The 13,791-nt window shown below is 42.8% G+C and carries 8 protein-coding genes; 6 read left to right on the plus strand and 2 right to left on the minus strand.

The genetic code is table 11. The annotated features are described in order from the left end of the window. The first annotated feature begins 115 nt into the window (after positions 1 to 115). The 6 genes from ATH1_RS0102045 (at position 116) to ATH1_RS0102070 (ending at position 9,731) form a co-directional block, all read left to right on the plus strand. A complete protein-coding gene (locus ATH1_RS0102045; RefSeq protein WP_010416913.1) occupies positions 116 to 661 on the plus strand; it encodes a DUF5004 domain-containing protein in 546 nt (181 codons plus the stop codon). 11 nt (positions 662 to 672) lie between these two features. Further along, positions 673 to 1,770, plus strand: a complete 1,098-nt coding sequence (locus ATH1_RS0102050; protein WP_010416915.1) for a hypothetical protein — start codon at positions 673 to 675, stop codon at positions 1,768 to 1,770. Between the two features lie 67 nt (positions 1,771 to 1,837). After that, the gene (locus ATH1_RS0102055; protein WP_010416917.1) at positions 1,838 to 4,756 is read left to right on the plus strand and encodes a SusC/RagA family TonB-linked outer membrane protein; all 2,919 of its coding nucleotides are present in this window, start codon (positions 1,838 to 1,840) and stop codon (positions 4,754 to 4,756) included. A gap of 44 nt (positions 4,757 to 4,800) precedes the next feature. Beyond that, positions 4,801 to 6,315: a RagB/SusD family nutrient uptake outer membrane protein gene (locus ATH1_RS0102060; RefSeq protein WP_010416918.1), complete on the plus strand. Its 1,515-nt coding sequence runs from the start codon at positions 4,801 to 4,803 to the stop codon at positions 6,313 to 6,315. A gap of 99 nt (positions 6,316 to 6,414) precedes the next feature. Continuing rightward, positions 6,415 to 7,656, plus strand: coding sequence for a glycoside hydrolase family 99 protein (locus tag ATH1_RS0102065; protein ID WP_010416920.1), 1,242 nt, complete (start codon positions 6,415 to 6,417; stop codon positions 7,654 to 7,656). Between the two features lie 104 nt (positions 7,657 to 7,760). Further along, a complete protein-coding gene (locus ATH1_RS0102070; protein WP_211208056.1) occupies positions 7,761 to 9,731 on the plus strand; it encodes a glycoside hydrolase family 97 protein in 1,971 nt (656 codons plus the stop codon). Between the two features lie 217 nt (positions 9,732 to 9,948). Here ATH1_RS0102070 and ATH1_RS0102075 read toward each other — a convergent pair whose 3' ends face one another. Both ATH1_RS0102075 and ATH1_RS18800 read right to left on the minus strand, forming a co-directional pair. Then, positions 9,949 to 12,885, minus strand: coding sequence for a DNA polymerase III subunit alpha (locus tag ATH1_RS0102075; protein ID WP_010416924.1), 2,937 nt, complete (start codon positions 12,883 to 12,885; stop codon positions 9,949 to 9,951). 2 nt (positions 12,886 to 12,887) lie between these two features. Continuing rightward, positions 12,888 to 13,791, minus strand: a 904-nt coding sequence (locus ATH1_RS18800; RefSeq protein WP_010416926.1) for a DNA polymerase Y family protein, incomplete at its 5' end; no start/stop codon positions are given.

Consider the following 13,791-nt stretch of genomic DNA (forward strand, 5'->3'; position numbering starts at 1 on the left):
ATTGCTTACCTCTTTCTGCTTTCTCAATTTCTACTGAAAAACTATTTGAACGGTTGTAGTCCGTGTAGTTTTGTATAGGTCAATTCTCAAAATTGTTAATTAAAATCCGAAACACATGAAAAGATTTATGAAAAGATTAATGTTTTATTTGGTCTTTCTCACACCAGGACTCATCTTTTTACCGGGGTGTAACGAGACCGAAGATGGGAGTTTTGTAGAACCCATTACTTTGTACGAGAAAGTTAATGGCACCTGGGGACTGAAAAAGTTGGTTATGATTGATAATTATGCCAAAGCCAACACCATTGAGCCCTCTGAGCAAGAAATCTCTTCTTACTTCAATTTTGAAGAAATGGAGATAACACTCAATGTTGATGAAGATAATAATCCAACCACCTTTGCCGTATCGGGCGACGTCCCTGCGTTGTTTCTTACAGAAGGTTATTGGGAACTGAGTTCTCCGTTTCCTACCACTGATTTAAGCCGCGTGAAGATAAATCTCTATTCGGATTCAGGACGCCAAAATAAAGTGGATGAACTTGAACTGACTACCATTCCCGGAGCACGGGATGAAATGTCATTTGAACTTGTGCGTCGTAGTGATGGAGTTGCTTTTCTAACCTATTCATTTTCTTTAAGCTTAACTGATGGTAATCAATAAAATTTGACATGATGAAAAAAAATACATTCGTAATAGGCTTATTATTGCTTTTCCCAATATTTATCAGTGCGCAGGATGATCCTGAAGAGGCGGGCGATATTGCAAAAATATGGACTTATCCTGTTGTTTATCAATATGATGAAGAGGTATCGTGGTATTTCGATTTGGCTGGAACCACATTTGACGAAGATGAGGATGTCTACATCTGGATATGGTCCCCGACAGAGCCTGATGCCGGAAACTGGGAAAACTCATCCGAATTTGCAAAACTTTCTTATGAAGGCGATTATATATGGCGGTTTGATTTGGTTCCGACCGAATATTTTGGAGTTACTTCTCAGGAAATAAAAGATGGTCCGGGATTTTGGTTACGGTTAAAAGACAAAACGGGTACCAAACAAACGGGAGTAGCAAGTGTACCTATAACTCCTTTCGACGACTTTTTTGAAGCAGAGGAGTTGATCCGTGCATACCCACCTAAACCCTATATTGACAAACCTTTAAGCATTCTCTTTAATTCCAATTTAGTGGATGGCTTTGAAGATGCCCCGAGTGTGCACATGCATGCCGGATTGAATGATTGGGAGGTATTACAGGAATTCCAGGTTTGGGTGCCTGAGGTTGTTGAAAAGACTAAGCTAAAGGATATGGGGAACGGGTTTTATAAAATGGACCTGATTCCGGAACAATATTTCAACACCGAAGAAGGGTATGTGATGGAAAATATGACTTTTCTTTTCGTGGAGTTTGTTAATGGAGACTGGGGGGCAACAACTCCCGATCAAAAGCTTATTGCAGCCGATGTTGTTCCTCCACCACCACCCGCCTTCAGGTTCTTTCCTATGAAGATTAGTCAGAAAGACATCCTTGGGATGATCAGAACAAATAATGAACGGGGAGTGAACACATTAAAATATACCATTACAGCAGGAGAAAAGGAATATGGAGGCGAGTTTACAGGCGGAATGTCAGAGATCAAAGGATTTGTAAATCTGGTTTCAGAACTCGAAGGAATGACGGGTCTTTCCCAAATTCACGTTCTTGTCGTGGACAATAACGACAGAATAATTGTAGATACCGACTTGCCTCTGGTACAACCGGATAAATAGATGTCGGATTAGAATCATAGGGAGACTTATTCATCCCGCTTAAATTAATGACTAAAAAATTGTAACCATGAAAATACTTTGTAAATCAAATTATTATCGAAAATATTTATGGCTGATAATGTGTTCATTCGTTCTGAGTTCTTCTCTCTATGCTCAGGAAGATAACATTGACGTCACAGGTGTTATTGTCGATGAACAAGGAGAACCTCTTCCCGGAGCATCAGTGTTCATAGCCGGAACAACTACCGGCACTATTTCTGATGTTAATGGTCATTTTGAAATAGTGGCAAGCGTGGGAAGCCAGCTAATTGTTTCATTTGTTGGATTTGAAAAAGAAGTTATAGATGTCACTTCTTCAATGGAATTACCCATACGGATTACTCTAACTCCGAGTATGGTAACTCTTGATGAAGCAGTTGTTGTTGCCGTGGGATATGGAACAATGCGAAAAACCGATTTAACCGGATCCATAGCTTCTGTAGCCTCTGAGGATTTAAAGAAAGGAGTTATCAATTCTACCGAACAGGTACTCCAGGGGCGAGTAGCTGGATTAGCTGTAGTTCAAGGGTCGGGTGATCCTGCCAGCGGTGCTACCCTTCGTTTAAGAGGAGGAACTTCATTGACAGCAAGTAACAACCCGTTAATTGTGGTAGATGGAATCCCTGGTGTTGATATAAATACCGTTCAGCCTTCAGAAATTAAATCGATCGATGTGCTTAAAGATGCATCGGCTACAGCAATCTACGGGTCGCGAGGTGCAAATGGAGTGATCATCATTACAACGAATCGCGATGAAACGGAAGGTGTACTTGAATATTCCGGATATGTCGCTATAGGTGAAGTAGCCAATCAGTTAGATTTGCTTTCAGCCAATCAATGGCGGCAATATGTTCGTGAAAATAACATAGCAGGAGCTGTTGATTACGGGGGAGATACCGATTGGCAAAAGGAATTACAGCAAACAAGCATTTCTCAATCACATGCCATCTCTTTCTCCAATGGTACTGAAAACAGTGGGTATCGGGCCTCAGTGAACTATCTTGAAAATGAGGGAGTAATAAAAACCACAAAACTTGAACGCATTGGTGCGAGTTTGTCTGGATATCAGTACGGGTTAGACGGAAAATTGAAAGTGGAAGCTGGTCTTCATGCCAACCGTGATGAATGGCATCCACTTAACTATATGATTTTTGAACGATCCTATAATTTAAGCCCCGTTATCCCTGTGCGCGACGAAAATGGCGAGTTCACTAATATTTCAGGAACAAACTATGAAAATCCGGTAGAAATATTGCAAAACAGAACTGCTGATGATAAAAGGGATCGTTTGCTTGCATATCTTAAAGCAGAACTTGAGATTCTGCCTGGGTTGAAATCAATCACTAACCTTTCTTATGAGTATAATTCGCATAAAGGAAACCTTTACATACCTTCATATGCAGTAATAACCGGTCGTACTGATGACGGGTATGGTCAAAAATCACTCGGCGAATACAAAAACCAACAATTGGAAACTTATTTGAATTATGAGCGAGTGATGGATATTCATCGCTTTAATTTATTGGCAGGATATTCTTATCTGGAAAATATTTACGAAGGGTTTGGTGCTGAACGAAGAGGATTTGATACCGATTTGTTCTTATACAACAATCTTGCTGCCGGTCAGGATTTTCGTGCAGGTGATGTTTATTCATACAAAGGTTCTGCAAAACTTGTCTCTTTCTTTGGCAGAGCAAATTACACATTGCATGGAAAATATATGTTTACCGGTACTATTCGTCGTGACGGCTCAAGCCGTTTCGGAGAGAATAATAAATGGGGGGTTTTCCCGTCAGGATCCATTGCCTGGAGGCTATCGGATGAGTCTTTTATGGACTGGTCTGAACAGTGGCTCGACAATCTCAAGCTTCGTGTTGGTTACGGTGTAACCGGAAATCAGGAAGGGATTGGAGAGTATAAATCACTACCACTACTTGGAGTTGGAAGTGAGATGTATTATGATGCTGAAAGCGAAAAATGGAAACAATCTTATGGTCCCATACAGAATGCAAATCCGGATTTGAAGTGGGAATCAACAGAGCAGATTAATATAGGTCTCGATTTTGCAATAAAGAATCGAATCATTGGCTCGCTGGAGGTATACCAGAAAAAAACCAGTGATTTGTTGTATACTTATGAAGTGCCACAGCCGCCGTATTTGGTTGGAACCATGCTGGCTAATGTTGGCGATCTAAGCAATAAAGGTGTTGAACTAACCATTGATGCCAACATAATGTCCGGAAAAGATTTTAATTGGGATACTAATCTGACGCTCTCAAGCAATCACCAGGAAATAGACAAACTTTCAAACCAGGCTTATGAGACCGATATTATTTATAGTGGTTCATTGCACAGCCTTCGCGGGATGTCCAATCAATTTTCACAAATTATAAAAGAGGGGTATCCGGTTGGAACCTTCTGGGGTTACAAATGCTCAGGACTTGATGAAAATGGTGCCTTTATTCTGGGAGAGGAGAAAACAGAATTAGGTAATGCCCAACCAAAATTAAATCTGGGATTTGGCATGAGCTTTACCTACAAGAAATTTGATGCCTCTTTTTCAACCTATGGTATGTTTGGACAAAAGGTGTTGAATGCAACTGCTATGAGTATGAACGACCCGAACCGCTTACCGGCCCAGAATGTCCCCGATGATTTCCTGAAAAGCGGGATTACAAGCGATCCAACATTCTCGGATTACTGGATTGAAAATGCTTCCTTTTTAAGATTACAAACGGCTACTCTTGGTTATTCCTTGCCTGTTGAAACTCTCGGATTTTCAAATGCAAGAATTTATGTTACAGGGGAAAATTTGTTTGTGATTACCGGATATTCCGGTGTAGATCCGGAAGTTAATATCGGGGGACTCGAAAGTCCCGGAATCGATATGTTTAACTATTATCCGAAACCCCGCACAATATCTTTCGGTGTTAATATAAGTTTTTGATAATAGAGAGTTATTCTGAATTTGTAAAAAGAAAATATTGAGTTATGAAGTCGAAAATATATTTAATTATAATATTGACATTGGGGGTAATTATCACCTCTGTTACCTCCTGTACCGATCTTGATGAAGAATTGTTTAGTCAGGTGGAGTCAAAAGATTACGGAAAGACTGCGGATGAAATTGAAACCATTGTAGGGGGGGCTTATTCTTCTTTGCGTGGTTTCAGCGATGATATCTCTATTTCATATCCTACTTGCGAATATGTATTTTTTCTCTCTGAATGTACTTCCGACGAAGCATGTATCCCTACCCGGGGTACCGACTGGTACGACGGAGGGCGTTATCAGGAAGCGCAAAAACATACATGGACGGCGGACAATGCTATGATATTGAGTGCCTGGCGGTATTGTTTCCAGGGATTGGCAAAAGTAAACGCTATTATTTATCAGGTCAATCAGTCAGAGTTGACAGAGGATGAAAAGTTCGTAATCAATGCCGAGCTTAGGGGAATAAGGGCCTATTATTACTATCTGCTTCTGGATATGTTTGGTGATGTGCCTGTTGTTACAGACTTTGAAGATAAAGAGCTTCCTGCTAAATCGTCACGTCAGGAGGTGTTTGATTTCGTGGAAAGCGAGTTATTGGAGATAAGGGATGTTCTTCCGTCCGAAGTTATTTACGGGCGTTTTACCCAAAATGTTGCCAATACTTTGCTTGCTCGTCTTTATCTTAATGCTGAAGTATATACAGGTAACCCACGCTGGCAGGATTGCATAGATGCCTGCGAAAAAGTTTCGGGTTATTCTCTGGAACCGGATTATTTCACAAATTTTTTGACAGAAAATCAGGTGTCGCGGGAAGTGATTTTTGCGATCCCTTATGACTCAGAGGCTGGTACTGTTGGAAATTATCTGCATTCAATGACTTTTCACTATAAACAGCCTTATGCTTTTTCTCCAACGGGTGATTATCCCTGGTGTGGGAATGGTATTTGCGGGCAGCCGGGAGTGTATTCATCCTTCGATGATGCAGACCGAAGGAAAGATGCTATGCTGGAGGGAGAACAAATTAATTTAGCTACAGGTTCTGTTATAAATATGGATAATGGTGAGCCTTTAATTTATACTGAAGAGATAGAGAACTTTGAGAATGCTAAACAGAATGAAGGTGTTCGTTTGTTCAAATACGAGGTAAAAGCGGGTGAATCATGGGAGCGTGATCACGATTGGGTGGTTATGCGATATGCAGAGGTTTTGATGATGCAAGCTGAGTGCTATGTTCGTATGGGGACTCCTGACCTCGCTCGCCCTTTTATTGAACCAATCAGAGAGCGTGCCGGGATGGATACTCCTGAAACGATTACGCTTGATTTTCTGAATGACGAATGGCTCAGGGAATTCATTTTTGAAGGTCATCGGCGTACGCATAATATTCGATTTGGTGATTTCTTTGAGCCATGGTGGGAGAAGGGCGAGACACCCCGGTACAGGGAAGTCTTTCCGATTCCTCAGTCAGAGTTGGATAAAAATAAAAACCTCGTTCAAAATCCAAATTATTGATTTTAGAAAACCGTTGTAAAACAAGCAGAGGTATTTATTCCTCTGCTTGTTTTCTTTGAGCTTCGAAAATTTCAAAATTTCAAACATAATTCTGCAAGTATGAAGATTTATCCGGTGTTAGTATTTATTGCTGCTTTTGGGGTTTGTATTTCGGGATGTAAGGATGAAGAAAAACAAAATTCTGAAGAGGATTTTGAAGTTCATGTCCTGAACCCCGTTGATGTGAAGAAAAATAATGAGACACATATTTTTGTTCACTTTATGCCCTGGTATGAAACCCCTGAAAGCAGTGAAAACGGTGAATGGGGTATGCACTGGTCGATGGCAACAAAAGACCCTGACCAGTTCGATGGTGAAGGGTTGCCTGATATTGCGTCGCATTTTAATCCTTTAATTGGTCCTTATGCCTCAGGCGATGAAGATGTGATTGAATGCCAGTTGCTTTTAATGAAATATTCGGGAATAGACGGACTGTTGATAGACTGGTATGGAACTTACGATGTCAATGATTACTATTCTATTAAGGAAAATACGGAAGCCTTGATTCATAAAGTTGGAGAAGTAGGAATTGAGTTCGCAGTTGTGTATGAAGATCGAACCGTCTCTGAAGTTGTTGATAAAGGAGCAGAAAATGACCGTCTCTCAGTGGTTAAAAAAGACATGGCATTTCTTGAGAATAGTTATTTCGGGATGGAAGAGTACATCCATATTGACGGCAAACCTCTTCTTTTGGTCTTTGGGCCAATAAATTTAGTGTCGGAAAATGACTGGACAAATGCTTTTTTAAATCTCAGTGTTAAGCCTATGTTTTTGACACTCTGGAATCATTCGGAGGCTGCAGGTAAAAATGCTGATGGAGAATATGCCTGGGTCTATAAGGACAATTCTTTTTTAGAGAACTTTTATACTAATCGCCTACCACTTCTGAATTTTGCAATGGGGTCTGCCTATCCCGGATTTGTTGATTTCTATGAAGAAGGGGGCTGGGGTGAGAGCCTGGGATGGGAAATACCACACAATGACGGAGCTACTTTGGAAGAAACCCTTCAGCTGACAAAAGAATCGGGTGTAAAGTATTTACAAATTGTTACCTGGAATGATTACGGAGAAGGGACTATCATTGAACCTACTCACGAGTTCGGGTTTTCATATCTGGAAACGATTAAGCAGTTTGCAGGGGTTGAAAATAGTGAGGATGTTTTTGATCAAATTATTCTGTTGTATGAATTCAGGAAGAGATATAAAAATAATGAGGAAATCCAGAGAAAGCTGGACCAGGTATTTTATTATTTTGTTTCTATGCAACCAGGTTTGGCAAAGGAACTCCTGAGTGAAATTTAGAATACCCGTATGTGTACAATAAAAAATGGTAATAGTTATTTTAATTTTAATTCGGTTGTGTTGTGAAAAATGTTATATTTTGTTTTTTAATTGGATGTATCTTCTTGTCAGTTCAGAGTTGTAATTCTCCGGGTAATACTTCAATAACATCACCCGACGGGCAGCTTAAATTGGATTTTTTTCTAAAGAAAGGAGAGCCTTTTTATGCTTTATCAAGAGGCGGCGAGGAAATAATTTTACCTTCTTCGATGGGGTTCGAGTTTAAGAATATGCCTCCCATGAAGGATAATTTTAAAATTGTAAAAGCAACAAAAGATTCTGTTAATATAACCTGGGAACAACCGTGGGGGCAATTCAAAAAGGTGAGGGATAATCATAAAGAATTATCTGTTACCCTGCAGGAAAAAAGTGGAGATAAAAGAATATTACATATAATTTTCAGAGTTTTTGATGACGGCTTGGGTTTTAGATATGAGTTTCCCGAACAGCCCAATGCCGACAGCCTTGTTATTATTAATGAATTGACTCAATTTACATTCACCCGTGAGCAAAAGGTGTGGTGGATACCGGTACATTCGGAAAATAGTTATTATGAAAGTTTATTTCGATTAACTAAAATGGGAGAAACAGATACTATTAATACACCGGCCACCTTTGAGATGAATGATGGTTCCTTTCTTGCTATTCATGAGGCCGCTCTTACCGATTATGCTTCGATGACGCTACTATTGACAGACTCAAATCAGTATGAAAGTGACCTGGTTCCGTGGTCGAATGGAGTTAAAGTGTATGGCAGGGTACCGTTTCAAACGCCCTGGCGAACCATTCTTGTGGGCGATACCCCGGGCGATTTGGCCATGTCAAATCTTACTCTAAATTTAAATGAACCCTGTGTTCTGGATGATATTTCCTGGATTGAACCTACCAAATATATCGGAATATGGTGGGCTATGCATCTGGATGAATATACCTGGGGACAAGGTCCCAAGCATGGGGCAACCACACAGAATGCCAAGCGTTACATCGATTTTGCAGCAGAAAATGGATTTGGTGGTGTTTTGATTGAAGGGTGGAATCTTGGATGGGATGGTAATTGGGCCAAAGATGGTTCTGATTTTAATTTCACAACTTCATATCCGGATTTCGATTTAGAGGAGGTTTGCCGCTATGGTGCTAAAAAGAATGTTCGGATAATTGGACATCACGAAACAGCCGGGGCGGTGTTTAACTATGAGAAGCAACTTGAGGATGCTTTTGCTCTGTATCATAGATATGGCGTTAATTCGGTGAAAACCGGGTATGTAAATAAATATCTGGATGGGAAGGAATGGCATGATGGTCAGTTTGGTGTCAGGCATTACCGAAATGTGGTTGAAACAGCTGCCCGGTATAAAATAATGATTGATAATCATGAGCCGGTTAAAGGAACGGGCCTGGAGAGAACCTATCCAAACCTGATGGCACAGGAAGGGGGCCGCGGGCAGGAATACAATGCTTGGTCGGCAGATGGTGGAAACCCTCCTTCACACACAACAATTATACCTTTTACCCGAATGCTTGCCGGCCCTTTCGATTTCACTCCGGGCATATTTAATTTTGATTACCATACAGCAGCGGGTGCTAAGGTTCAAACAACTCTTGCCAAGCAGTTGGCGCTTTATGTCATTATTTTCAGTCCTCTACAGATGGCTGCTGATATTCCCTGGAATTATGAGAATGTGCCTGCATTTCAGTTTGTGAAAGATGTACCTTGTAATTGGTCTGAATCAAAAGTCTTGAATGGTATTATCGGCGAATTTGTTACAATTGTCCGAAAAGACTATAACAGTGAAGAATGGTATTTGGGAACAATAACAAATGAAAAGAAAAGAAATATCTCGGTTGATTTGTCATTTCTTGAGGAGGGGATAACTTATCTTGCACAAATATATGAGGATGGGGTGAAAGCCAACTACAAAGATAATCCCACAGATATTCATATTATAGAAAAAAAAGTCACAAAAGATTCAGGTCTTAGTTTTAAGTTGGCTCCCGGAGGCGGGGCTGCTGTGAGGTTTGTTCCTATTGTCAGATAAACAGGTTTTTAGAGTCATCCTGATAAAATTATTAGCACTGTTAATTTAAGAGGCTGCCTAAAAAGCAAAAAAATTTTTGTTATTCTGAACGCAGTGAAGAATCTTAAAATCAATATTTTGAAATCTTTCACCATGACCAGGATAACCATATTTTTGGACAGCCTCTTAAGTTTGGTGGATTTATTCGGTAGAATAATTCAGGGAAAACTGTCGAAAATCAAGCCCCTCTCGGGTCAGCCTGCAGTGGCAAAGCGGCCATTTTTTCTACTTCTACAGAAGGCTGTCCGAATTCACTAACAATCTTCCCCAGAATCAGATAAACGCCGTTTCCGGTGAAAGGCCATTGTTTCAGAACCTGAGGAAAATGAACGGTATCGAAAAATTCACCGTCGGCATCGATGAAAGTGGCAAAGTGCATGATTTGACGGTTGACGGTTCGTACATATTTCATGGTGACCAGTTGTCCTGCCATGCGCACCCGGCGGCCAATATTCTGCTCCAGGTCGCGGGCACGGAGCTCACCGCGGAACGATGTTTTCAGCATATCGAAAAAAGAGCTTCCCACGGGAAATCCCAGCAATTCTATTTCGTCGTAGGCATCTTCGATGCGTTGTTGCTCAAAACGGGGCATCTGGTAGTCGGGCGATTTAAGCGAAAACAGACGGGGCAACTTTTTCTTCTTTTTCTCGCCCGACAAAAGCAGGTGGGCCTGCCACAACAGCCCGGGTTTGCTCTTTCCGGTGAAGCGAAAAGCACCAAGGCGTATGATGAGTATGAGTTGTTCGCGACTAATGCCTGTGCGGTTAATGAAATCTTCCAGGTTTTGGTAAGTACCATTGCGTTGCCTTTCTTCAATGAAGTTCAGGACTGTTTTTGTTTCCAGGTCGTGTACATGCACAAATCCCAGGAAGATGTCCTTCCCTGTAATCGAAGTGGCATATTGACTGCGGTTTACGCATGGCAGGTGAATATTGGCGCCCCATCTTCGTGCTTCATTCACATAGAGCCACGTGGCATAAAATCCGCCGAAATTATTGATTACTGCCACCATAAATTCCAGCGGATAGCGGGCTTTCAGGTACAAACTCTGGAAACTTTCCACGGCATAGGAGGCCGAGTGGGCTTTTGAAAAAGAGTAACCGGCAAACGACTCAATTTGTCGCCACACTTCCGACGTTAGAGCTTGCGAATAACCACGCTGCCGGCAATTCTCGAAGAATTTATTGACGATGGCCTGAAAAGCATCTCTGGAGCGGTATTTCCCGCTCATGGCGCGACGCAATACATCGGCATCAGCCAGGTCGAGTCCGGCAAAATGGTGACACACTTTGATGACATCTTCCTGGTAAACCATGACGCCGTAGGTTTCGCTGAGTTGTTCCTTCAGTATCGGGTGAGCATATTCAAATCCTTCGGGATTGTGAAACCGTCGTATGTATTCCCGCATCATGCCCGATTTTGCTACACCCGGACGAATAATGGAACTGGCGGCAACAAGGGTCAGGTAATCATCGCAACGCAATTTTTTAAGTAACCCCCGCATGGCCGGACTCTCGATGTAAAAGCATCCCGTGGTTTCACCTTTTCTGAGAAGTTCCCTGACCTGTTTGTCTTTCTTAAACTTCTCTACCTGGTGCATATCGATTTCTTCTCCGTGATTTTCATGTACGATGTCGATGCAATCGCGTATATGTCCGATGCCCCGCTGGGAGAGAATGTCGAATTTTTCAAAGCCGATGTCTTCGGCGGTGTACATGTCCCATTGTGTTGTCGGAAATCCTTTCGGTGGCATGTCCAGTGCAGTATAGTCGGTAATGGGAGCGTCCGAAATAAGGATACCGCCGGCATGAACGGTGCGTAGATTGGGAAAATCGGCCATCTGTTGTCCCGTTTGAAGGATTGTTTTTCCGACAGTGTCAGGTTCAAAGCCTGCCGGACGGGCTACCAACTGGTCAATTTCTTCTTTCGGCAATCCGTATACTTTTCCCAGTTCGCGAATGGCTGCCCGTGCCTGAAAGGTCGAAACAGCACCCAGCAGCGCCGTGTGCGCATTACCATAGCGTTTGAAAATGTAATTTTGAACTTCATCGCGCTCACGCCAGGAGTAGTCAATGTCAAAATCGGGCGGAGAGGTGCGTTTGGGATTCAGAAAACGTTCGAAGTAGAGATCTAATTCAATCGGATCCACATCTGTTATTTTCAGGCAATAGGCGACTACACTATTGGCGCCGCTGCCTCGTCCCACATGATAAAATCCACGGGAGAGGGAATATCTGATGATGTCCCACACGATCAGGTAATAAGCTGCAAAGCCCATTTTACTGATGATTGAGAGTTCCTTTTCTACTCTTTGTTGTGCCACTGCAACGTTGTTCCCGTACCGTTGTCGGAGGCCGTCCATTGCCAGTTGGGCGAGCAGAAGCTCGTCATCATGCCGGCTCCCTGTGTAGGTTTGTTTGTTTTTACTGCCTTTGAAGTCGAAGTCAAAAGAGAGCCGGCTTAACAGGTTATCTGTTGTTTTCACAATTTCGGGGTGGTCGGCGAAAGCTTTCATTAGTTTGGCCGGCGGCACCATCCAGTCGTAAGGAGATGCCATGTCACCAGGAGTCAGACGGTCGAGCAGGGTGTTTCGGTCGATGGCTCGCAGGTGGCGGTGCAGTTCCATTCCCCGGCGATTGGCAAAAATCACCGGTTGCCAGATGAGAAGGCGATCCTGACGGTTTCGCCAGGGAGAAGTGAGCAATTGCTTTAGCTGAAAATGGCGGATGCCGATGTATTCATTGTCGTTCAATTCGGAAGGCTGCCGGCTGCCCCAGGGCCATACAATAAAAGCATTCTCAAATGCGGGTGGCTTATCGGGCAACGGCAATCCCTGCAGCCTGTAATGACTTAAAAAACGGTTTAGCTCGCCAAACCCCTTGAAGTTTTTTGCAATGCCGGTATAAAGCCATTTGTTGTTGTTTCGAAACTCGATGCCTGCCAGTGGGGTAATGTTGTTTTTGCGACACGCTTTTACAAATTCAAAAATGCCGGTTGTGTTATTGATATCGGTGAGAATGAGCACACTAATCCCTTGCTCTGCAGCCCTGGCCGCCAGCTCTTCGGGGGAGAGCGTCCCGAAACGGAGACTGTAATATGAATGAACAATGATCATTGTTAAATCGCTCTTCCAACAGCTCCGGCCCCAAACCGATGACGTACATAATCCAGTGTCCTGTAAAGTTGTACCTGCCGGGGGGTATCATCAAAAAGATCGAGTTGCGGGGCACCACTTACCAGATGGGATAACCTCACTCCGATCAGGCGTATTCTGACACGGCGTGTGTAGAGCCGCTTTAGTAAATCTTTGGCAACCGGGATCAGCAGATGATCAAACGATGTGTAAGGCACCATTTTTTGCAGGGTTCGGGTATCAAAATCACTGTATCTGATTTTTACGGATATGCACCCTGTCAGCTTCTCGCCGGCGCGTAACTGGTAAGCCAGTTTCTCGGTCATTTTGACAACGTGGGCCGTCAGCATTTTCATATCTCCCGTATCCTGGTCGAAGGTGCGTTCACTGCTGATGGATTTTCGTTCGGTGTAAGGTTCTACCGGGGTAGGGTCGATGCCGTTGGCTCGTTGCCAGATGGCAATGCCGTTTTTCCCGAGGGCATGACGCAACATTTCAGGAGGCATGTTTTCGAGGGTCTCGATGCGATCGATTCCCATGGAACGCAGCAGCTTGTAAGTGGCCGGTCCGATCATGGGAATTTTACGGATGGACAGGGGCCGTAAAAACGGGCGTACTTCATTGAAAAGCACCTGTTTTTCACCGTTTGGTTTGGCTTCGCCTGTGGCAATTTTTGAGACGGTTTTATTGACAGACAGACCAAAAGAGATGGGCAATCCGGTTTCGCGCATGATTTTATTTCGTAACTCCCGGCTCCATTTCAGGCATCCGAAGAAACGATCCATGCCGGTAAGGTCCAGGTAATGCTCGTCGATCGAAGCTTTCTCGTAAAGCGGCGCCGATTCATCAATAATTTGAGATAGCGGGCTTTCAGGTACAAACTCTGGA

It is taken from the genome of Anaerophaga thermohalophila DSM 12881 (assembly GCF_000191885.1).
GTDB classification, from domain to species: Bacteria; Bacteroidota; Bacteroidia; order Bacteroidales; family Marinilabiliaceae; genus Anaerophaga; species Anaerophaga thermohalophila.